25 protein-coding genes are annotated in these 22,730 nt (G+C 36.1%); 23 read left to right on the top strand and 2 right to left on the bottom strand.

Features of this window, described 5'->3' with window-relative positions:
- Positions 1–27: 27 nt before the first annotated feature.
- The 12 genes from hisC to AC1DMU_RS08375 all read left to right on the top strand — a co-directional run bounded on the left by hisC (position 28) and on the right by AC1DMU_RS08375 (position 9,963).
- Positions 28–1,140: a histidinol-phosphate transaminase gene (gene hisC / locus AC1DMU_RS08430; RefSeq protein WP_088062699.1), complete on the top strand. Its 1,113-nt coding sequence runs from the start codon at positions 28–30 to the stop codon at positions 1,138–1,140.
- Positions 1,141–1,490: 350 nt separating this feature from the next.
- Positions 1,491–2,753 carry a tetratricopeptide repeat protein gene (locus AC1DMU_RS08425; protein ID WP_088062701.1) on the top strand — a complete coding sequence of 421 codons (1,263 nt, stop codon included), beginning with the start codon at positions 1,491–1,493 and terminating at the stop codon, positions 2,751–2,753.
- Positions 2,754–2,826: 73 nt separating this feature from the next.
- Positions 2,827–3,363 (top strand): ReoY family proteolytic degradation factor, encoded by a 537-nt coding sequence (locus AC1DMU_RS08420; RefSeq protein WP_001095922.1) that lies wholly within the window; start codon positions 2,827–2,829, stop codon positions 3,361–3,363.
- Positions 3,364–3,518: 155 nt separating this feature from the next.
- Positions 3,519–3,974, top strand: coding sequence for a YpiF family protein (locus AC1DMU_RS08415; RefSeq protein WP_048543535.1), 456 nt, complete (start codon positions 3,519–3,521; stop codon positions 3,972–3,974).
- 143 nt (positions 3,975–4,117) lie between these two features.
- Positions 4,118–4,630: a menaquinol-cytochrome c reductase iron-sulfur subunit gene (qcrA, locus tag AC1DMU_RS08410; protein WP_001290419.1), complete on the top strand. Its 513-nt coding sequence runs from the start codon at positions 4,118–4,120 to the stop codon at positions 4,628–4,630.
- Positions 4,631–5,305, top strand: coding sequence for a menaquinol-cytochrome c reductase cytochrome b subunit (gene qcrB / locus AC1DMU_RS08405; RefSeq protein WP_000932700.1), 675 nt, complete (start codon positions 4,631–4,633; stop codon positions 5,303–5,305).
- A 43-nt stretch (positions 5,306–5,348) separates the two neighbouring features.
- The gene (qcrC, locus tag AC1DMU_RS08400) at positions 5,349–6,116 is read left to right on the top strand and encodes a menaquinol-cytochrome c reductase cytochrome b/c subunit (RefSeq protein WP_000554601.1); all 768 of its coding nucleotides are present in this window, start codon (positions 5,349–5,351) and stop codon (positions 6,114–6,116) included.
- Between the two features lie 121 nt (positions 6,117–6,237).
- Positions 6,238–6,828, top strand: a complete 591-nt coding sequence (gene lhaT / locus AC1DMU_RS08395; RefSeq protein WP_097907594.1) for a lipoprotein heptaprenylglyceryl N-acetyltransferase LhaT — start codon at positions 6,238–6,240, stop codon at positions 6,826–6,828.
- A 17-nt stretch (positions 6,829–6,845) separates the two neighbouring features.
- A complete protein-coding gene (gene lit / locus AC1DMU_RS08390; RefSeq protein WP_088062705.1) occupies positions 6,846–7,532 on the top strand; it encodes a lipoprotein intramolecular transacylase Lit in 687 nt (228 codons plus the stop codon).
- Positions 7,533–7,639: 107 nt separating this feature from the next.
- Complete coding sequence (gene ypjB / locus AC1DMU_RS08385) at positions 7,640–8,428, top strand: sporulation protein YpjB (protein ID WP_088062706.1); 789 nt, start codon at positions 7,640–7,642, stop codon at positions 8,426–8,428.
- Between the two features lie 112 nt (positions 8,429–8,540).
- Positions 8,541–9,221, top strand: coding sequence for a zinc metallopeptidase (locus AC1DMU_RS08380; RefSeq protein WP_002096760.1), 681 nt, complete (start codon positions 8,541–8,543; stop codon positions 9,219–9,221).
- A 109-nt stretch (positions 9,222–9,330) separates the two neighbouring features.
- Positions 9,331–9,963, top strand: a complete 633-nt coding sequence (locus AC1DMU_RS08375) for a uracil-DNA glycosylase (protein WP_088062708.1) — start codon at positions 9,331–9,333, stop codon at positions 9,961–9,963.
- Between the two features lie 28 nt (positions 9,964–9,991).
- On the opposite strand, the gene AC1DMU_RS08370 is transcribed toward AC1DMU_RS08375, so the two are convergent.
- Positions 9,992–10,873 carry a YitT family protein gene (locus tag AC1DMU_RS08370; RefSeq protein ID WP_476941491.1) on the bottom strand — a complete coding sequence of 294 codons (882 nt, stop codon included), beginning with the start codon at positions 10,871–10,873 and terminating at the stop codon, positions 9,992–9,994.
- A gap of 240 nt (positions 10,874–11,113) precedes the next feature.
- On the opposite strand from AC1DMU_RS08370, the gene AC1DMU_RS08365 reads away from it, so the two are divergent.
- The 7 genes from AC1DMU_RS08365 to AC1DMU_RS08335 are packed head-to-tail and all read left to right on the top strand — an operon-like array spanning position 11,114 to position 16,669.
- Complete coding sequence (locus tag AC1DMU_RS08365) at positions 11,114–11,455, top strand: nucleotide pyrophosphohydrolase (protein WP_048543622.1); 342 nt, start codon at positions 11,114–11,116, stop codon at positions 11,453–11,455.
- Positions 11,455–12,255, top strand: coding sequence for a dihydrodipicolinate reductase (gene dapB / locus AC1DMU_RS08360; protein ID WP_048543525.1), 801 nt, complete (start codon positions 11,455–11,457; stop codon positions 12,253–12,255). The genes AC1DMU_RS08365 and dapB overlap by 1 nt, the downstream gene beginning before the upstream one ends.
- 14 nt (positions 12,256–12,269) lie before the next feature.
- A complete protein-coding gene (mgsA, locus tag AC1DMU_RS08355) occupies positions 12,270–12,665 on the top strand; it encodes a methylglyoxal synthase (protein WP_046955216.1) in 396 nt (131 codons plus the stop codon).
- Between the two features lie 11 nt (positions 12,666–12,676).
- Complete coding sequence (bshB1, locus tag AC1DMU_RS08350; protein ID WP_048543522.1) at positions 12,677–13,378, top strand: bacillithiol biosynthesis deacetylase BshB1; 702 nt, start codon at positions 12,677–12,679, stop codon at positions 13,376–13,378.
- Positions 13,379–14,524, top strand: a complete 1,146-nt coding sequence (gene bshA / locus AC1DMU_RS08345) for an N-acetyl-alpha-D-glucosaminyl L-malate synthase BshA (RefSeq protein WP_087985552.1) — start codon at positions 13,379–13,381, stop codon at positions 14,522–14,524.
- On the top strand, positions 14,511–15,704 hold the full coding sequence (locus AC1DMU_RS08340) for a CCA tRNA nucleotidyltransferase (RefSeq protein WP_088062710.1): 1,194 nt from the start codon (positions 14,511–14,513) through the stop codon (positions 15,702–15,704). The genes bshA and AC1DMU_RS08340 overlap by 14 nt, the downstream gene beginning before the upstream one ends.
- On the top strand, positions 15,689–16,669 hold the full coding sequence (locus AC1DMU_RS08335) for a biotin--[acetyl-CoA-carboxylase] ligase (RefSeq protein WP_046955213.1): 981 nt from the start codon (positions 15,689–15,691) through the stop codon (positions 16,667–16,669). Before AC1DMU_RS08340 ends, AC1DMU_RS08335 begins: the two co-directional genes overlap by 16 nt.
- A 26-nt stretch (positions 16,670–16,695) precedes the next feature.
- On the opposite strand, the gene AC1DMU_RS08330 is transcribed toward AC1DMU_RS08335, so the two are convergent.
- The gene (locus AC1DMU_RS08330; RefSeq protein WP_078183454.1) at positions 16,696–17,085 is read right to left on the bottom strand and encodes a cupredoxin domain-containing protein; all 390 of its coding nucleotides are present in this window, start codon (positions 17,083–17,085) and stop codon (positions 16,696–16,698) included.
- Positions 17,086–17,494: 409 nt separating this feature from the next.
- Between AC1DMU_RS08330 and panB the strand changes: the two genes are divergently transcribed.
- From panB to dinG, 4 genes are all read left to right on the top strand, one after another.
- Positions 17,495–18,331 carry a 3-methyl-2-oxobutanoate hydroxymethyltransferase gene (gene panB / locus AC1DMU_RS08325; protein WP_000853116.1) on the top strand — a complete coding sequence of 279 codons (837 nt, stop codon included), beginning with the start codon at positions 17,495–17,497 and terminating at the stop codon, positions 18,329–18,331.
- A complete protein-coding gene (gene panC / locus AC1DMU_RS08320) occupies positions 18,331–19,176 on the top strand; it encodes a pantoate--beta-alanine ligase (protein WP_088062712.1) in 846 nt (281 codons plus the stop codon). Before panB ends, panC begins: the two co-directional genes overlap by 1 nt.
- A gap of 15 nt (positions 19,177–19,191) precedes the next feature.
- Complete coding sequence (panD, locus tag AC1DMU_RS08315; RefSeq protein ID WP_088062713.1) at positions 19,192–19,575, top strand: aspartate 1-decarboxylase; 384 nt, start codon at positions 19,192–19,194, stop codon at positions 19,573–19,575.
- 128 nt (positions 19,576–19,703) lie between these two features.
- Entirely contained in the window at positions 19,704–22,508 is a 2,805-nt protein-coding gene (gene dinG, locus AC1DMU_RS08310; RefSeq protein ID WP_088062714.1) for an ATP-dependent DNA helicase DinG, read from the top strand.
- The last annotated feature ends 222 nt before the right edge of the window (positions 22,509–22,730 follow it).

The following is a 22,730-nucleotide window of genomic DNA, read 5'->3' as shown; positions in this document are numbered from 1 at the left end:
TTGAATAAAACGACTGGGGGAAGAAAAATGAGAGTGAAAGAGCAATTGTTAACTTTGAGAGCATATGTACCTGGGAAAAATATTGAAGAAGTAAAAAGGGAATATGGATTATCAAAAATTGTGAAATTAGCATCGAACGAAAATCCATTCGGTTGCTCAGCACGCGTAACAGAAGCATTAACTTCTTTAGCGAGTCAATACGCTCTTTATCCAGATGGATATGCATTTGAACTTCGGACAAAAGTAGCAGAGCAGTTAGGTGTCAAAGCAGAACAACTGTTATTTGGTAGTGGATTAGATGAAGTCATTCAAATGATTAGTCGTGCATTACTACATGAAGGAACAAATGTTGTAATGGCGAATCCAACATTCTCGCAATACCATCACCATGCTGTTATTGAAGAAGCAGAAGTTCGTGAAGTACCACTTAAAGATGGCATTCACGATTTAGATGCGATGTTACAGCAAGTAGATGATAAAACGAAGATTGTATGGATTTGTAACCCGAATAATCCGACAGGTACATATGTAGAGAAACAAAATTTACTTTCATTTTTAGAATCAGTTCCTAAGTCAGCGCTCGTTATTATGGACGAAGCATATTATGAATATGCGGGGGCAGAAGACTATCCGCAAACATTACCACTTCTTGAACAGTATGAAAATCTTATGGTTTTACGCACGTTTTCAAAAGCATATGGTTTAGCTGCTTTCCGTATCGGATATGCGGTTGGTAATGCGAATTTAATCGGGCAGCTAGAAGTAGCAAGGTTACCATTTAATACATCGACTGTAGCGCAGGCTGTAGCACTCGCTGCATTAGAAGATCAAGTATTTTTACAAGAATGTGTGAAAAAAAATGAAGAAGGATTAAATCAATATTACGCATTTTGTAAGGAATATAACGTATTCTATTATCCATCTCAAACAAATTTCATTTTCTTAAAACTCGGTATTCCTGGTAATGAGGCTTTCGAACGATTAATGAAGAAAGGATATATTGTTCGTTCTGGTGCTGCATTTGGTATACATGATGGTATTCGTATTACTGTCGGTTTGAAAGAAGAAAATGATGAAATTATAGAATTATTGAAAGAGCTTGTAAACGAGCAAGTAAAGAAAGAAGAAACATACTCTTAAGAGTTTGTGAAGGCTCCTAATATAGGAGTCTTTTTTATTTAAATGAAGGCCTGTAAAGCTTGATCCGTGCGTGTTAATAATTAATAAGGGAAGTTATTTGCACGGTAATGAAAGAAAACGGTACAATAGAAAGTAGTAATGCGGTATCGGTGTCATGTTTGAATCGTTGTCAGTGAAAGTACAAGATGAAGTATGCTCATTCTAAAGGTTGCGTTCGTACACCTAGTTGCTTATGATAAAGTGAAACTTTAATCAGTGAGGGGATGCTCATCCCCTCACTGATTATTAGCCCGCACCAATCGGGGTAAATGAACAGAAAATAATATTTGTTAGAATTAAAGGAGACGTTTATGCAAAAGTTTGAACAAGCTGTTTCATATATTGAAAATGGTGAAGCGGAAAAAGGATTACAATTATTAAAAGAACAATTAAAAATTGCGAATGATGAAGAGAAGTATGATATCGCTCGCTATTATCATACACTTGGATTTACGGATGAAGCGTTAGCTATTACAGAAGACTTGCGTTTATTGTATCCGGAAGAAAGTGAATTCACTGTATTTTTAGCAGAATTATATATTGATCTAGACAAAGAAGATGAAGCGATTGAAGTGCTTCATGATATTCCAGAAAATGATGACTTATATGTTCAATCGTTATTACTTGTTGCAGATTTATTCCAAATGCAAGGTTTCGATGATGTAGCAGAACAAAAACTATTAAAGGCGAAAGAAATGATGCCTGACGAACCTGTTATTACGTTTGGATTAGCAGAGTTATATAGTAGTAAAGGTGAAGAACAAAAGGCAATCACTCATTATGAGTCGCTATTAGCAGAACATAAAGTCATGGGTGGTGTTGTCATTGCACTTCGCCTCGCAGAAACGTTAAGTGCGATTGGAAATTGGGAAGAAGCGATCTCTTACTATGAAGCAGGTTTAGAGGAACAAAAAGATATCCACTCATTATTTGGATATGCCTTCACATTATACCAAGGTGAAGAATATCAAAGAGCAATTGGTGCTTGGCAAGAACTAAAAGAATTAGATCCGGAGTATGCATCGCTGTACATGTATTTGGCGAAAAGCTATGAAAAAGAAGGAATGCTTCAAGAAAGCTATGAAACACTTCAAGAAGGAATTAAAGTAGATGAGCTTTCTGTACCATTTTATGTAGAATTAGCGAACATTGCGGCGAAATTAGGAAGAATAGCGGAAGCAGAGGAAGTGCTTCAAAAAGCGCTTGAGTTAGATCCAGGACATTTAGGTGCGATATTAAAATATGCGTATATCTTAAAAGAACAAGAAAAATATGAAGAGTTAATTGCAGTTGTAGAGCGTGCGATTGACAGCGGAGAACCAGATACACAACTACTTTGGGATCTTGCGTTTGCAAAAAAACAATTAGAAATGTATTCGGATGCATTAAAACACTATGAAAGTGCATATACTTCTTTTAAGAATCATCCAGACTTCTTGGAAGAGTACGGTTATTTCTTATTGGAAGAAGGTATGCGAAAAGAGGCGAAAGAAGTATTTACTCAGTTAATACAACTAGACCCGACACAAATTCATATTGAAGAATTGTTATATAATTTAGAGGATTTTTCATAAGTTGGAAGGAAACTGAATACCGCTTCTTGAATCTAAAAAGAAAAGAGAAAGACAGAGGAGGGACTTAATTGCTATGAATACCCCTGTTTCTGTAAACGAGAAGAAGGATTTTGTAAAATGGTTTTTGAATAATTACCAACTGAAACAGCGTGAATGTGTATGGATTTTGAATTATTTAATGAGTCATGACCAATTGATGCATAAAGTCCACTTCGTAGAGCATGCAAAATATTGTCCGCGTGGTTTAGTGATGTCCGCGAATTGTGTGAAAGACACACCATTTCACTTTTTTAAACAAAATGTTATGACAACAGATGCTGAAAAATCGTTTCATGATATTCGTTTAAATCGAGATGAAGATATTTATATTCAACTCAATTTTAAATCATCGTTTCAAAATGCCAATTATGTAGCTGTATTAGAAGAAAACCCGTATTTACCAAAGCATATTGAAGTAAATGAAAAAGATCGTTTACTTGCAGAAAGATTTTTAGAAGAAAGTGTATTTTCTTTTAGAAGAGAACGTCTTTTGAAACAAATTGATGAAGCGCTGGATAAGCAAGATAAGGAAGCGTTTCATAAGTTAACAGCTGAGTTAAAGATGTTATAGAATTCATTTGGATTCATAAAATTTTACAAATTTCAGACTTTTTTAAGAAAAACTACCTTAATATAGGTAGTTTTTCTTTTTTTACCTCTTTTAGTATGGTTTAATATATATAAAGTGAAAGTTCTGTCATTTGAAAATGAAGGGAGGGAAGACATTTGAAATGGAGTGTAAAAGATGTGGAGCAGTTTGAGCAAGCAAGAGATTATGTAGATACTGGTGTTATACCACTTTTATCAATTTCGGCAGCAAAAGAAATGAAAATGGTAGTAGAACAAGGTGAATTTATCGAATTGTTGAGTATGGAGTTGGAAAGAGAATATAAAGGAAGAGTACTTTTACTACCTGCATTTACGTATTTAGTAGAAAGTCAAAAAAATGAAAAAGGTCGTTTGCAAGAATGGACAAATCATTTGCAAAAGCAAGGTTTTAAGCATATTGCTTATGTTACAAGTGATTTTTCATGGAAAGAAGATATGCAAGAGTTACAAGGAGATTTATTTTGGTTTCCTTCATTAGCGTTAGAACAATTTAGTGATCAAGCGAAAAGAGAAGTTATTCATGCACATATAAAAAATATAATGGTGATGTTAGAAGAAAAATGGGGAAAGTAGTAATAAACAGAAAGTTCTTATTATTATGAGTAGTATGATATTGACCTGTACCTAAGCGTATTATATCATGATAGTGTCCTAGTTTTTATTTTTTATATAATTTATCACGAGGGGACAATTTCTGATAGAGGGGGGAAATTTTCGTGAGCGAGAAAGAACATCGTGTATCAAGAAGACAGTTTTTAAATTACACCCTTACAGGGGTAGGAGGCTTTATGGCAGCGGGTATTTTAATGCCGATGACGCGATTTGCGCTTGATCCGGTGTTAAGAAAAGAAGCGGGAACGGATATGGTTGCTGTTGCACAAGTAAAGGATATTACAACAGAGCCGAAACGTTTCGACTTTAAGGTGAAGCAGGTTGATGGTTGGTACAAGTCCGAAGAGCCAAAATCAGCTTGGGTTCATAAAGATGAAAGCGGAGACATTGTTGCGTTCTCTCCAGTATGTAAACATTTAGGATGTACAGTTAACTGGAATTCGGACAAAGCACATCCGAATCAATTCTTTTGTCCATGTCACGGGGGCCGTTACACAAAAGACGGGATGAACATTAAAGGCACGCCGCCCCTTGCTCCGCTTGATGTATACGAGTCCAAAGTAAAAGATGGAACGCTGTATTTAGGCAAAGCGAAGCCAAAAGGGGGTGCAAAGTAGATGCTAAATAAAATTTATGATTGGGTAGATGAAAGGTTAGATATTACACCAATATGGCGTGATATCGCTGATCATGAAGTACCTGAACATGTAAACCCGGCACATCACTTTTCTGCATTCGTTTATTGCTTTGGAGGACTTACCTTTTTCGTTACTGTAATTCAAATTTTATCAGGAATGTTTTTGACGATGTATTATGTGCCTGATATTAAAAATGCTTGGGAATCGGTTTATTATTTACAAAATGAAGTTGCATATGGGCAAATTGTTCGTGGTATGCACCACTGGGGCGCTAGTCTCGTCATTGTAATGATGTTTTTACATACACTTAGAGTTTTCTTCCAGGGTGCGTATAAAAAGCCTCGTGAGTTAAACTGGATTGTTGGTGTTCTTATTTTCTTTGTTATGTTAGGTCTTGGTTTTACCGGATATTTATTACCGTGGGATATGAAAGCATTATTTGCTACGAAAGTAGGGATTCAAATTGCAGAGCAAACGCCGCTCATTGGTCCTTATATTAAAACATTACTCGCTGGTCATTCCGAAATTGTTGGCGCTCAAACATTAACTCGCTTCTTTGCTATTCACGTCTTCTTCTTACCAGCAGCACTTCTAGGTTTAATGGCCTTCCACTTCATCATGATTCGCAAACAAGGTATTTCCGGTCCGCTATAAGAGATTGCTAAATTAAAGGGGAAAGAACTAAAGGAGGGAGATTATGCATCGAGGCAAAGGGATGAAGTTTGTAGGAGATTCTCGGGTACCAGTAGCTCGGAAACCAAATATTCCAAAAGACTATTCTGAATACCCAGGAAAAACAGAAGCGTTTTGGCCGAACTTCTTGTTAAAAGAATGGATGGTTGGTGCAGTTTTTTTAATCGGTTATTTATGTTTAACAGTGGCGCATCCGTCACCACTTGAGAGAATGGCAGATCCAACTGATGCCGGATATATACCACTTCCAGATTGGTATTTCTTATTCTTGTATCAGTTATTAAAGTATTCTTATGCTTCTGGTTCATTTACTGTAATTGGAGCGTTTATTATGCCAGGGATTGCGTTTGGCGCATTATTGTTAGCTCCATTTCTTGACCGAGGCCCAGAAAGACGCCCATTGAAGCGTCCTGTAGCAACTGGATTTATGCTTTTAGCAATTGCATCGATTATCTTTTTAACTTGGGAATCTGTAGCACACCACGACTGGGAAGCTGCAAAAAAACAAGGAGCAATTGTAAAAACAGCACCAGTTGATAAAAATGATGACGGCTATAAATTAATGCAAAAAAATACTTGTTTAACGTGTCACGGTGACAATTTACAGGGCGGGGCAGCAGCGCCTGCACTGCAAAACTTAACTTTAAAGCCAGAAGAAATTGCTAAAATTGCGAAAGATGGAAAAGGTTCAATGCCTAAAGGGGTATTTAAAGGTACAGATGAGGAACTGAAGAAACTTTCGGAATTCGTTGCAAAGTATAATAAAAAATAATAAAAAGCTGACTACAAAAATTTGTAGTCAGCTTTTTATTTTGATGAAAGAAAGTTTACTATATAATAGAGTAGAGTTTGAGGAAAGAATGACTTTGTTTGAAAGGTGTTGGACATACAGCTTGGTTTATTTGTATGCAATGTTAAGACAACGCTCTATATTATTATTTTTATTAGTTGTTAACATATTAGGTACAATATACGGATTTATATGGTATGGAAATCAATTAAAAGAAACCTCACCTATATTTTGGCCGTTTGTACCCGATAGCCCGATGGCAAGTCTCTTTTTTGTCTTTGTTTTAATTGCTTTTTTAAGAAAGAGAAATTGGGGATTAATAGAGGCGCTAGCGATTGTTACTTTAATGAAATATGGTATATGGGCTGTTGTTGTAAATGCAATTATGATCTATGTAAAAGGTCCTATTGGTCTTATGGGGTATATGTTAATGCTTTCGCATTTTGCGATGGCAGTACAAGCAGTGCTATATGCGCCGTTTTACCGTATAAAAAAATGGCATTTTGCGGTAGCAGCTATATGGACATTACATAATGATGCAATTGATTATTTATTTTGGCAAATGCCGAGATATGGAATTATGCATTTGTTTGTAGGAGAAATTGGTTATTTTACGTTCTGGCTAAGTATCGCAGTGCTTTGTGTTACATATTATTATTGCTTACGTGAGAACCGAAAACAGTTTTCTTTATGAACATTTAGGGGGAGAAAATGAAGAAGAATAAGAGTCGTACAAAAATATTGGATCGATTGATTACGATAGTTGTTTCATATAGCATAGCATTTTCTATATTTGCACTCGCAACAACGGTGGTGGTGTACGGAAAATGGCTATATTATTTTGAAATTGATTTTTTAAACATTCCAGACTTAGCGGATATGACGAAGGATGATATTAAAAGAAATTATGATGTGCTTATCACATATTTATCTCCGTTTTATGACGGAGCATTACAGTTTCCAACATTAGATATGTCCACAAATGGCCGTATTCATTTTGTAGATGTTAAAAATATTTTAGTGAAAATTCAATATGTGATGTATGCGACAATTATGATTGCAATAATAGGCGGGATTTATTTATTAAAAAAGAAAAATGAAAAGTTTTTACTGCACGGATCAATTTTAACAATTATCTTACCGATCGCGCTCATGTTACCGATCGCTATTAATTTTGAAAAGAGTTTTGTATTATTCCATAAACTTTTATTCAGTAATGATTATTGGATGTTTGATATTGAAACGGATCCAATTATATTAATGTTACCAGAAGAATTCTTTATGCATGCTGCGTGTGCTATTTTATTATTTATTTTATGCGGCAGCATAATTTGTTACAGTTTGTATAGATATTTCGTAAAAAAGAAAAGGGTTTCAAAGGAAAAATTCTCTGTTTAAAGAGAATTTTTTTGTTTGTAAAATGATAATATATTTTTCGGTCCAGTTCTGTTCTATTCTTGTCCAAATTAACATATTTTGTACTAGTAGTTATAGGGGGGACCGTGATGAAGAGAACATTAATTGGATTAATAGCATTTCTAATTATAATGTTTCCGTTACGTATATATGCTGAAGAGTGGAGTGAACTAACAGGGTTGTTAGACGACTCATTACAATTAGTGAAGCGTAATGAAGATGGAAAAGCAGTACAAGTATTACAACATTTCTCCGAGCAGTTTGTTATAAAGGGGAATGAAAAGAAGCAAGAAGTAACGCCAGATCAGGTTAGAGTTATTTCTTTAGCTTACGACAAGGCGAAACAATCTCTCTCGGAAACAGATTTAGGTAAACAAGTTAAAATTGATAATGTGTTAGCCCTGCAGCTCGCTGTTGATGCGCAAGTGTCGAAATATCAACCGCTTTGGATGGAAAGAGAAAGAAAAGTAATGGGTGCCTTTTCTCAAATGGAAAAAGCGATGAAAAAAGAAGATACGGGACAGTTTCAACAAACGTTAAACACATTTTTACATGAATTTAATATTATTTATCCAAGCTTAATGATCGCCCTGCCAGAAAATGAAGTGCAGCGTGTAAATGCCCATTTATCTTATTTGGATGAATTTCGTAACGTTATGTTAAATACGAAAGGGGGGCAAATGCAAGTAGGAATCATTAAAGGGGATTTGCAAAAAATATTTCACACAGTAAAAAAAGATGAAATTGCACCCTCACTCATTTGGTTTATGACAATTACTGGAGGTCTTATTTTATTCACATTAACTTATGTTGGATGGAGAAAGTATAAAGGAGAGAGAGAAAAAAGAAAAAGTAATGTACACTCTAAGAATAGATAATGCAATAAATAAAGATACGGATTGTAAGGTTTATTCATTGACAATGATGTCAGAAGAAAATAGAATGAGAAGTACTATAATTAAAACTTCAATGGAGGTTCAGAGGTTCATGATGTTTTATTTAATTTACTTCGCGATCATAATGATCATACCGTTGTATGCACAGTCAAAAGTACGTAGTGCCTATAGCAAGTATTCACAAGTTTATTCAACTTCAGGTATGACAGGAGCGGAAGTGGCTCGAAAAATTTTAGATGAGAACGGATTATACAACGTAGCTGTAGAAGAAACACCAGGTCATTTATCAGACCATTATGATCCAACTGCCAAAACAGTTCGATTATCAACAGATAACTATTACGGTCATTCAGTTGCTGGTACAGCAGTTGCAGCACACGAAGTAGGACACGCAATTCAAGACGCAAAAGATTATAACTTTATGCGTATTCGTCATTCGTTAGTGCCAGTTGCAAACTTTGGATCGAATATTTCTTGGGTATTTATTATGATTGGTGCCTTTGCATCTATGTCTAACTTGTTGTTATTAGGTATCATTTTAATGGCAGCAGGTGTTGTGTTCCAACTTGTGACATTACCTGTTGAGTTTGATGCATCAAAGCGTGCAATGCAACAAATTGAAGCGTTAGGTATCGTATCAACAGATGAATATGGCCAAGCTCGTAAAGTATTAAATGCGGCAGCATTAACATATGTAGCGGCTGCAGCTGTAGCAGTATTTGAATTATTACGTCTCGTATTAATGTATACTGGTATGCAGCGTAGCGACGACTAAAGACTATCAATTTTGATAGTCTTTTTTGTTTTGTGGATTGAATTATATAATGTATTGCAAATAGAAATAATAGAAGGAATAGAAGTAATGCGGAAAGGCGGTGGGGGAAGTGAAATATCCAAGTCGTTTAGTAAAACAAGTGAAAGAACAAAGCGCTTCTTATCAGTTAGAAGGCTTTTTAAGTGGACAAGGTCCTGAAAATCCAAAATTTATGCTGTTAGGAGAAGCGCCTGGTGAAACAGAAATTCATAATGGGAGCGGGAGAGCGGGAAAACAATTAATGGGTTTTTTAGAACGGATTCATGTTACAAGGGAAGAAGTATATATTACGAGCGCTGTCCGAAGTAGGCCTTATAAATGGCGAGAGAAAAAAGAACGAAATGGTGAAATCATACAGAAAAAATATAATAGAACACCAAATCAAGGAGAAATACTTGCCCATGCGCCTTTGTTAGATTATGAATTAGAGAAAATAAATCCGAAGCTTATCGTCACCCTTGGAAATATCGGTCTTCAACGTTTAACAGGAAAAAATAAAAAAATAACAGATGTGCACGGACAATTATTAAAACAGCCCATTCAAAAATTAAAGGATATGCAAAGTGCAGTGTTTACATGGTCAGAGCAAGAATATCATATCTTTCCGACCTTTCATCCTGCTTCCATTTTTTATAATCGGAGTTTATTGGAGCTTATTTATGAGGATTTAGATAAACTTAAAAAATATGTAATAAAAAACTAGAAAAGCTAGAGAGCTTTTCTAGTTGCGTTTATTTATGTAACGGATTTTTATTTTCATCTAACGTAAAACCTTCACCAACTACATCATGTACATCACTTACAGCAACAAAGGCATGAGGATCTACAGAAGTAATAATATTTTTTAATTTCACGATTTCATTTTTAGCAACAACGCAATATAATACGTTCCGTTCCACTTTCGTATACGATCCAACAGCTTTTAAAAAAGTAGCTCCGCGTTCCATATCAGATAAAATTTTGGCAGCAATTTCATCGTTTTTATCTGAGATAATAGTTGCTCCTTTTGCCGCATAGGCTCCTTCTTGCATAAAATCAATGACTTTCGCCCCGATAAAAACAGCAACTAACGTATACATGCCCTCGCGGTATGATAAATAGGTAAGAATAGAGACGATAATGACGATAGCATCAAACATAAACATCGTTTTCCCCATACTCCAGCCAACATATTTATGAGCGAGTCTTGCGATAATATCTACACCGCCAGTAGTCCCGCCATATTTAAATATTATGCCAAGACCGACACCGATAAATGCCCCGGCGAATAAAGCCGCGAGTGTCATATCATTTTGTAAGTTTAAATGTAAGTTAAGAACTTCGTAACGTTGAAAAATCCATAGAAATAAAGATACGCTGAAGGTGCCGATTAGTGTATAGATAAATGTCGTTCTTCCAAGTAACTTCCAACCAATAAAAAATATAGGGATATTTAAAATTAAGTTTGAATAAGAAGGATCAAACTTAAATAGAAAATACAATAATAGTGTAATACCGGTAAATCCACCTTCTGCAAGGTGATTTTCAATATTGATATTCACAATACCGAAAGAAAAAATAGCGGAACCGATTAAAATGAAAATGATATTTCGAATCTTCACATTTGATGTCATATAGAAATCCTCCTAATTATGTAAATTGCATTGCTCCGCTGATACGGTAAAACATAATGATAAGTAATTTCTAGTTGTTAGTAAAAATAGAGAAGGCTGTAAAAAAAACGCAAAAGAAAGTTTCACTTTATTATAGTCTATCCAAAAAAGGGTCGCAAATAGGTGTTTGGCGGGGAATAATATTTGTCAAATCGCGATGAATTGGCTAACATGAAAGAGGAAGGATTAGAGGTGAATTGTATGGAAGCAAAAACGATGAAGGATATGCAGAAAGAAGTAGATGCATATATTGGTCAGTTTAAAGAAGGTTATTTCAGTCCACTTGCAATGATGGCTCGTTTAACGGAAGAAATGGGGGAGCTTGCAAGAGAGGTAAATCATTATTATGGTGAGAAACCGAAGAAAACAACTGAAAAAGAACGTAGTCTGGAAGAAGAGCTTGGAGATGTATTATTTGTTATGATTTGTATGGCAAATAGTTTAAATATTGATTTAGAAACGGCACATAACATTGTAATGAATAAATTTAATACACGTGATAAAGATCGCTGGACACGTATTGATGAGGGAGAGAAAGAATAATGAAAGAAATTAAAGTAATTATCGCTGGACCAAGAGGACGTATGGGACATGAAGCAGTCCTTCTTATGGAAAGAACGGAACATTTTAATTTGGTAGCAGCAGTGGATTATAAGCATGGTGGAGAGAAAATTTCTGATTTACCGGGCATGCCAGCGTTACAAGCGCCAATTTACGCAGATTTACATACTTGTTTAGAGGAAGTAGAAGCAGATGTGTTGTTAGATTTAACAACGCCAGAAGTTGGGAAACAACACGTTACACTAGCAGTTGAGCGTGGACTTCGTTCTGTTATTGGTACAACTGGATTTACAGAAGAAGAACTAAAGCAATTAAGAGAGAATGCGAAAGAAAAAGCAGTAGGAACAATTATCGCTCCAAACTTTGCAATTGGTGCAGTTCTTATGATGAAATTCTCACAAATGGCAGCGAAGTATTTCCAAGATGTTGAAGTAATTGAATTGCATCATGATCAAAAGTTAGATGCACCATCTGGTACAGCAGTAAAAACAGTAGAATTAATTCGTCAAAATCGTGAATCAAAGCAGCAAGGTCATCCGAATGAAGTAGAACAACTAGAAGGTGCTCGTGGTGCAAATGTAGACGGCATTCACATTCATAGTGTACGTTTACCAGGACTTATTGCACACCAAGAAGTAATGTTTGGTGGAGATGGACAAATGTTAACGGTTCGTCATGATTCATTCAATCGTGCATCATTTATGTCGGGTGTAAAACTATCAATTGATACAGTAATGAATCTAGATCATCTTGTGTACGGTTTAGAAAATATTATCGACTAAAGGGGAGACAACGGATGAAAATTGCCTTAATCGCACATGACAAAAAGAAAGATGACATGGTTTCGTTTGCATACGCATATAAACCAATTTTTGAACAACATGAATTATTTGCAACAGGGACGACAGGACTTCGTATTATGGAGGCAACTGGTTTAGTTGTAACAAGATTTCAGTCGGGTCCTCTTGGTGGCGATCAAGAAATTGGTGCCATGATTGCAAAAAACGATATGGATATGGTGATTTTTTTCCGAGATCCACTAACTGCTCAGCCGCATGAACCAGATGTAAATGCATTGCTTCGTTTATGTGATGTATATGCGATTCCACTTGCAACGAATATGGCAAGTGCTGAAATGTTAATGCACGCATTAGAGCGAGGAGATTTAGATTACCGCAAGTTTAGAAAATGAGGGGAACAATTATGAGTGGATTACATATATTAGCGTTTGGTGCTCATGCCGATGATGTCGAAATCGGCATGGCTGGTACCATTGCTAAATATACGAAGCAAGGGTATGAAGTAGGTATTTGTGATTTAACAGAAGCTGACCTTTCTTCTAATGGAACGATAGAATTGAGAAAAGAAGAAGCAAAGGCGGCAGCTCGTATAATGGGAGTAAAAACGAGACTGAATTTAGCGATGCCAGACCGTGGTTTGTATATGAAAGAAGAGTATATACGTGAAATTGTAAAGGTGATTCGTACATATAAACCGAAACTAGTTTTCGCGCCGTATTATGAAGATCGTCATCCAGATCATGCAAATTGTGCAAAACTTGTGGAAGAAGCTATTTTTTCAGCGGGAATTCGTAAATATATGCCAGAGGTTTCGCCACATCGCGTGGAGTCTTTTTATTATTATATGATTAATGGTTTTCATAAACCGAATTTTTGTATAGATATAAGTGAGTACCTTTCTATAAAAGTGGAAGCATTAGAAGCGTATGAAAGTCAGTTTTCAACAGGGAGTGATGGTGTGAAAACGCCGTTAACAGAAGGTTACGTTGAAACTGTGGTCGCTCGAGAGAAAATGTTTGGAAAAGAAGTTGGAGTCTTATATGCCGAGGGATTTATGAGTAAGAAACCGGTTTTATTACATGCTGATTTAATAGGGGGGATGTAAATGAAATTAAAAATAGGTATTACATGTTATCCTTCTGTAGGTGGTTCTGGAGTTGTTGGAACAGAATTAGGAAAGCAATTAGCGGAACGCGGGCATGAAATTCATTTTATTACATCGGGTTTACCATTCCGGTTAAATAAAGTGTATCCAAATATTTATTTTCATGAAGTGACGGTAAATCAATACTCTGTATTTCAATATCCACCATACGATTTAGCGTTAGCGAGTAAAATGGCAGAGGTTGCACAAAGAGAGAACCTAGATATTTTACATGTGCATTACGCAATACCACATGCCATTTGTGCTTATTTAGCAAAACAAATGATTGGAGAGCGTATTAAAATTGTTACAACCTTGCATGGAACAGATATTACTGTGTTAGGTTCTGACCCTTCGTTAAATAATTTAATTCGTTTTGGTATTGAGCAATCTGATGTTGTGACGGCTGTCTCGCATTCATTGATTAACGAAACGCATGAGCTTGTAAAACCAAATAAAAACATTCAAACGGTATATAACTTTATAGACGAGCGTGTATATTTCAAGCGTGATATGTCTCAATTAAAGAAAGAATACGGTATAAGTGAGAGTGAAAAGATACTGATTCACATTTCAAATTTCCGTAAAGTGAAACGTGTGCAAGATGTTGTTCAGGCATTTGCTAAAATTGTTACAGAAGTAGATGCGAAGTTGCTTCTTGTTGGAGATGGACCAGAATTTTGCACGATTTTACAGATAGTAAAAAATTTACATATTGAAGATCGCGTCTTATTCTTAGGGAAGCAAGATAATGTTGCAGAGCTACTTGCGATGAGTGATTTAATGTTGCTTCTTTCAGAGAAGGAGAGTTTTGGTCTTGTTTTATTAGAAGCGATGGCGTGTGGTGTACCTTGTATCGGAACAAGGGTTGGAGGTATTCCAGAAGTCATTCAACATGGTGAAACAGGATATTTATGTGAAGTTGGCGATCCAACAGGAGTGGCAAATCAAGCCATTCAGCTATTAAAGGATGAAGAACTTCACCGTAATTTGGGAGAGCGAGCAAGAGAAAGTGTTTACGAGCAGTTCCGCTCTGAAAAAATCGTCTCACAATATGAAACGATTTACTATGATGTACTAAGGGATGACAAAAATGGAAAGATTTAAAAAAGCTAGTTCTATTATTGAGACTTTAAAGCAACAAGGACATGAGGCCTACTTTGTCGGTGGAAGCGTACGAGATCTTATTATCGATAGGCCGATTGGAGATATTGATATTGCGACATCTGCTTTACCAGAAGAAGTGATGGCTATATTTCCAAGACATGTTCCTGTTGGTCTTGAGCATGGAACTGTAATTGTGGTAGAAAATGGTGAACCTTATGAGGTAACCACTTTTCGAACAGAGAGCGAATATGAAGATTTTCGAAGACCTAGTAGTGTTCAATTTGTTCGTTCATTAGAAGAGGATTTAAAACGTCGTGATTTCACAATGAATGCAATTGCGATGACAGAAGAAGGCAAAATGGTTGATTTATTTGCTGGACAGCAAGCGATTCAAAAGAGAGAAATTGTGACGGTTGGCAATGCTGCGGATCGTTTTCAAGAAGACGCCCTGCGAATGATGCGTGGTATTCGTTTCGTAAGTACGTTAGGTTTTTCTTTAGAAATGAAAACGAAACAAGCAATAGAAACATATGGACATTTGCTAGAACATATTGCAATTGAGCGAATTACAGTGGAGTTTGAGAAACTGTTAACTGGTACATATTGCGTGAAGGGCTTGCAAGAATTAGTAGAAACGAAGCTATTTTCTCATCTGCCATATTTACAAATGTCAGATGAGAGATTATTAAAAGCTACGCAGTATAACTGGGATTCTTTTGAAACGGACATTGAGGCATGGGCATTCTTCTTATATTGTATTGGGGAAGAGCATCCATCTGTCTTTTTACGTCAATGGAAGTTTTCAAATAAAAAAATAAAAGATATCGTCGCAGTTTTATTAACACTCCGTACGAGAAAGGAGAAGGATTGGGATACAGTCTTTCTTTATAAAACGGGAATTCATATCGCTGAAATGGCAGAAAGAGTATATGAAGCGATGATTGAAAGCTATGATAATACATCTGTGAAACGAGTACAAACGTTGTTTGAAGCATTGCCAATCAAGAATCGACAAGAAATGAATGTGACTGGGAATGATTTATTAAACTGGGCAAATAAAAAGCCAGGTCCGTGGGTTGCTGAAATGATTCAAAAAATTGAGGAAGCAATTGTACAAGGAAACGTAGTTAATGAGAAAGAGTGTATAAGGGAGTGGCTGCAAGAATGCAATCTACTATAAGAAAGCAGTTATTGCAAGTTTTTTCAGAAGCGGATGGCGCGTTTGTATCTGGCCAAACGATTAGTGATAAACTTGGTTGTTCAAGAACCGCTGTGTGGAAACATATGGAGGACCTTCGGAATGAGGGATATGAACTTGAAGCTGTGCGTCGATTAGGTTATCGAATTGCGAGTAAGCCAGACAAAGTGACTGCTAATGAAATTCAGTTAGGGTTACAAACGAAACATATTGGTAGAACGGTATATTTTGAAGAGTCTGTTGAATCTACGCAGCATATTGCAGCAAAACTTGCTTATGAAGGTGCAGAAGAAGGAACGATTGTTGTTGCAGAAGAACAAACAGCCGGCAGAGGTCGTTTAAGTAGGAAATGGCATTCACCAAAAGGAACAGGAATTTGGATGAGTATTATTTTACGTCCATCAATCCCGGTTCATCATGCACCACAACTTACTTTATTAGCGGCTGTTAGCGTTGCACAAGCAATTGAAAAGTGCACGGGTGTAAACGTAGGAATAAAATGGCCGAATGATATTTTAATTCAAGGTAAAAAGGCTGTAGGTATATTAACAGAAATGCAGGCTGATCCTGATAAAATTAATGCTGTCATTATGGGTATTGGTATTAATGCAAATCAAAAGCAAGAGCATTTTGATGAGGAAATTCAGCATATTGCTACTTCTTTAGCGATTGAATCCGGTGAGCCAATTGTTCGTGCAGAGCTGATGCAACAAATCTTTTTACAACTAGAAAAATTATATGAAGAGTATTTACAAAATGGTTTCTCTGTCATTAAAATTCTTTGGGAAAGTTACGCTGTGAGCATCGGGAAAGAAATTACCGCTCGAACGATGAGAGAGACAATTACAGGCGTAGCAAAAGGAATTACAGAGGATGGTGTATTGCTTCTGGAGGACCATGAAGGGAAAGTACATCACATTCATTCTGCGGATATCGAAATTAAGTAAAAGAAGTTCCTTTTGGGAACTTCTTTTTATTTGACTATTACTTTGCCTTCCATTCCTTTAAGAAGGTGGTACCGGCATATTAATTCATATGTACCAGTATTTTTAGGTTTCACGGTAATGTTTTTTTCTTTTCCTGACTCGACTACGACATCAATGCCGAGTTTTTTTACTGTAAAGGTGTGTTCATTCTTACCTTTGTTTTTTAATAACAATGTTGTTGACTCTTCAATTGGAATGGTGATGACGTTTGGATGAAAGTAATCATCATTCAGTTCGACCTCAATTACTTTCGTTGAATCGATAGGTTGTGTTACGACGTTAACTGAGGCAAATGCATGGAAGGAGCTAAAAGTTATCATCCCTACAATCATCAGAAGCAAACCGGTGAATGGAAATAACCATTTGTTCATAAACATGCGCAATTCTCCTTTTGTAAGTACTTTTCTCCATTAACCTGCATCATTAGTTTAAGAGTTATACGAGGCATTTTAAACAAAGCTTAATCTTTCTATGATTGAGTTATTTATAAAAAATTTCACATACCATAATAGGAATAAAAAATTATTTTTTCAAAAAAATGTAGTAATTCCTTTTTGGAGTTTGCTATAATTAGTTCGAATGTGGGCAGTATCAGAGCGAACTGCACCATGATTCGAAGCAATACGAAAAATAATAACTTGGATTCTGCCTTGATCCAATAACGGACTGGGACAGAGGGATGAATAATGCCGACTAACACACAACCCTTCTGCCCTTTTATGGCCAGAGGGGTTTTTTATATGATTTCGGCCATCTCCTCTCTCCTGTATAAAGGAGGAGTAGTTTTTGAAAACAAAAACAGATTTTTTGAAGATGAAAGAGCAAGGTGAGCCGATTACGATGCTAACGGCGTATGATTATCCATCTGCTAAGTTAGCAGAAGAAGCTGAAGTTGATATGATTCTAGTTGGAGATTCCCTTGGGATGGTTGTGCTTGGCTACGATTCAACAGTACCTGTAACAGTAGAGGATATGATTCATCATACGAAAGCTGTACGCCGAGGAGCGAAAGAGACGTTTATTGTAACTGATATGCCATTTATGTCGTATCATGTGTCGCCTCAAGATACGATGGTGAATGCACGCCGCATTGTTCAAGAGAGTGGTGCTCATGCACTGAAGGTAGAAGGTGCAGGGGAAGTGGTATCAACTATTCATTACTTGACGAATGCGGGAATTCCTGTCGTGGCACACTTAGGCTTAACTCCTCAATCTGTAGGAGTACTAGGTGGGTATAAAGTACAAGGAAAAGATGCTGAAAGTGCAAAAAAATTAATAGAAGATGCGAAGAGATGTGAGGAAGCTGGTGCGATAGCGCTTGTGTTAGAATGTGTGCCAATGCAGTTAGCGGAATTAATTTCGAAGCAACTAACAATTCCGACGATTGGAATTGGAGCAGGGAAAAAAGTAGATGGGCAAGTACTTGTTTATCATGATCTTATCTCATACGGCGTAAATCGTGTTCCGAAATTTGTAAAGCAATATACGTCTGTTCAAGAGGAGATTGTGCGAGGGATTTCACAATACGTTACTGAAGTAAAGACAGGGCAATTTCCAGAAGAAAAACATTCATTCACAATGAAAGAGGAAGAATGCTTAGCGTTATACGGAGGAAAACAATAATGAAAATCGTAACTACAGTGCAAGAGATGCAGCAAATTACAAACGAACTTCGTATAAGTGGAAAAAGTATTGGTTTTGTTCCAACGATGGGTTATTTACATGAAGGCCATGCGACTTTATTACGTAAGGCAAGAGAAGAAAATGAAATTGTGGTTTTAAGCGTGTTTGTCAATCCGCTACAGTTTGGGCCGAATGAAGATTTAGATCGATACCCTCGTGATATTGATAGAGATGAAAATGTAGCAAAAGAAAACGGTGTAGAATATTTATTTTATCCGAGCGTAGAAGAAATGTATCCAGCAGAACAAACGACAACAGTAGCAGTTGTGAAGCGTACCGATGTATTATGTGGCAAACAAAGACCTGGTCATTTCGCTGGAGTTGCGACTGTACTAATGAAACTATTTAATATTACATTGCCAACGCGTGCTTATTTTGGTATGAAAGATGCACAGCAAGTTGCTGTCATTGAAGGATTTGTCGCTGATTTTAATATTCCGGTTACGATCGTACCAGTGGATATTGTAAGGGAAGTAGATGGATTAGCGAAAAGTTCTCGTAACGTGTATTTATCACAAGAAGAGCGTGAAGAGGCTCCTCATTTATACCGCAGTCTATGTATAGCGAAAGAAAGAATTGAAGCAGGCGAACGTAATGCAGAAATCATTACAACTCTTGTGAAAGAGTATATTGAGACGTATACGAAAGGCACTGTAGATTATGCTGATTTATATGCCTATCCTTCACTACAAGTAATAGATAAAATTGAAGGACGAATCATTTTAGCAATTGCAGTTAAATTTGAGAATGTACGATTAATTGACAATATAACATTAACGGTTTAATAAGGGGGAGCATCTATGTTTCGCACAATGATGAGAGCGAAGTTACATCGCGCAACAGTAACAGAAGCAAATTTAAATTATGTAGGTAGTATTACAATTGATGAAGATTTAATGGATGCAGTAAATATTTTAGAAAATGAAAAAGTACAAATTGTAAATAACAATAATGGTGCGCGCTTAGAGACATATGTTATTAAAGGAGAACGCGGTAGCGGTGTTGTTTGTTTAAATGGTGCAGCTGCAAGGCTTGTACAGCCAGGGGATAAAGTTATTATTATTTGCTACGGTTTAGTGGCAGAAGAAAATATTCATAACCAAGAGCCGAAAATTGCAGTATTAGACGATGATAATCAAATTATCCAAATGTTAGGCACTGAAAAAGCGGGTACGATATTATAAGTAAGAAGGCTATCTCTATTATGGAGATAGCTTTTTTGTGCATCTTTTCATTAAGATGAGATAAAACGTGGTATAGTAACATTATATAATTTTGTGATTGATAGGTAAGAAATTGAGGTGTTACATATATGAGTAAACGTTATGTCGTTGTGGATTTAGAGACGACAGGGAACTCCTGGAAGGACGGGAAGGATAAAATTACCCAAATCGCAGCTGTTGTAGTGGAAGATGGAGAGATACTAGAGATTTTTTCATCTTTTATTAATCCGAAGAGAGAGATTCCGCCATTTATTACAGAATTAACAGGGATTGATGAGAGTATGGTTAAGCAAGCCCCGTTATTTCATGATGTAGCCCCGATGGTTGTTGAGCTATTGCAAGGTGCAGCTTTTGTTGCACATAACGTTCACTTTGATTGGAATTTTTTAACGGAAGAATTAAGGTGGGCTGGATATACAGAAGTACATTGTCCGAAAGTTGATACAGTGGAGTTGGCGCAAATTCTTTTGCCGACAGCTGATAGTTATAAATTACGTGATTTAGCTAAACAACATGAATTAGAGCACGATCAACCGCATCGTGCGGATAGTGATGCTCTTGCAACAGCGGAATTATTTTTACAATTTTTAAATGAAATTGAAAAGTTACCACTTGTCACCTTGCAATCGCTTTATGAATTGAGCGATGTTTTTCAAAGTGATATAGCGGATGTACTTTCTGAAAATATTTTAAAGAAAATGATGCATGGTAGAAAAGTGGCAGAGGGGTATGAAGTGTATCGAAATATTGCGCTTCGAAAACGGAATTATGCTTTAAATCTCAGTGAAACATGTTCATCTAAATTTGATGCTTTCTTGCATAAGGCAATCGATAAACTTGAATTGAATATGCCAAGGTTTGAAAAAAGAGAAAGCCAACAGATTATGATGAAGGAAATATATACAGCACTAAGAGATTCTAGGTTTTCACTAATTGAAGCAGGAACAGGAACAGGAAAGACTCTTGCATATTTACTTCCAAGTATTTATTTTGCAACGAAAAAAGAAGAACCTGTCATCATAAGTACCCAAACAGTACAACTGCAACAACAAATATTAGAAAAAGAAATTCCATTATTACAGAAAATAATGCCATTTTCATTTGAAGTAGCTCTTTTGAAAGGAAGAAAGCATTATCTTTGTCTACATAAATTTGAATATGCTTTGCAAGAGGAAGAGAAAAATTATGATATGGCGCTCACAAAGGCAAAAATTTTAGTGTGGTTATTGCAAACAGAAACTGGCGATCGTGATGAATTAAATATTCCTGAGGGCGGAAAGTTACTTTGGAACCGTATTTGTAGTGATGTACATAGTCCAGGCGGGATGCAAAGCAACTGGTATAGCCGTTGTTTTTATCAACGAGCAAAGAATAAAGCATTATTTGCAGATATCGTTATTACAAATCATGCGTTATTATTTCAAGATTTTTCAAGTGAAGAACCACTATTTGCTTCATGTGAACATATTATTTTTGATGAAGCTCATCATATCGAGGAAGCGGCGAGTAGAATATTAGGTGAACAGTTCTCCTGTATGTATTTTCAATTAGTTTTATCTCGTCTTGGTACGCTAGAAACAGATGATGTACTTTCTAAAGTATATAAAATGATGAAAAAATCAGAGCAAGCCTCTCGTTCGACTTTCCGTATGGTGAGTCATAGTTTGAAGGAATTGAAATTTGATGCGGATGAGCTATTCCAAATGTTACGTGCTTTCATCTTTAAACAAACAAAGCAGGAACAAGGGATAAGCAATATGCCACTCATTTATCGATATAACACGGAAGTAGAGAAAGGTAAGTTATGGGATAGCATTACCGAGTTAACAAATCGTTTTGTATACGATGTAAGAAAATTATTGACTATACTTGAGAAGCAAGTTGATATATTGCAAAGTAAATTAGAATGGGAGATGCATGTTATTACAGGTGAATTTATGCATTTAATTGAGTTGTTGAGAAAGATGGAAAAATCTTTACAATTACTCATTTTAGAAAAAAATTCATATGTGACATGGATGGAGACTGAAACGAAGGGAACAATTCATTCAACCGTTTTATATGCACAGCCTGTTCATATTGGTGAAAGGCTTGCGGATGAATTTTTAACACAGAAAAAGAGTGTTATTTTCACATCAGCAACGTTAACAGTAAACGATTCATTTGACTATATAAAAGAGGAGCTAGGTTTACATGATTTTGCTCCCAATACATTACAGGTTCCATCACCATTCCGTTTTGAAGAACAGATGAAATTAATGGTTTCAACAGATGTGCCTTTTATTAAGCAAGCAAGTAATGAAGAATATATTAAATCTGTGTCGGCACATATTGCAAAAATCGCGAAAGCTACAAAAGGTAGAATGCTTGTTTTATTCACTTCGTATGAAATGTTGAAAGAAGCGTATACGAATTTGAAAAATGATGAGGAATTAGAGGGGTATTTATTATTAACGCAAAGTGTAAATAATAAGAGCCGAAGTCGTCTCATTCGTAAATTTCAAGAGTTCGACAAATCGATTTTGTTAGGAACAAGTAGTTTTTGGGAAGGGATAGATATACCTGGAGATGCCCTTAGTTGTCTTGTTATTGTACGGCTTCCCTTTACGCCTCCTCATCAACCGATGATGGAAGCAAAAGGAGAGTGGTTAAAAAATCAAGGAGAGGACGTATTCGCTAAGTTAGCACTCCCGCAAGCAATCTTGCGTTTCAAACAAGGATTTGGTCGTCTGATTAGAACAAGTACAGATACCGGAACAGTATTTGTATTAGACCGTCGTTTGATAAGCGCTTCTTATGGAAAACGTTTTTTACAATCAATCCCAACTGTTCCGCTTTATGAAGGCCCTCTAGAAGAATTATTAGAACAATTAAAGGCATGGCCAAATAAATAAAATTGGAAGAAAAATACGCCTGAAGTACATTTAAGCTTCAGGCGTAAAAAATGTGGGTAGGAGGAATTTTATTTTTCTTACTTCTTGTATACAAAATGTATTGGTTTTCGACTTGAAACCTTTTTTTGCAGTACATGTCCTGCTATAATAGATGGGTGATGAAGCAGGGGTTGTAAAGAATGTACTCTTATTGTAACCGTATTGCGTTCTTCTATAATTAGA

It is taken from the genome of Bacillus sp. 01N45 (genome assembly GCF_056399205.1).
This window is presented reverse-complemented; position numbering and strand designations above follow the sequence as displayed.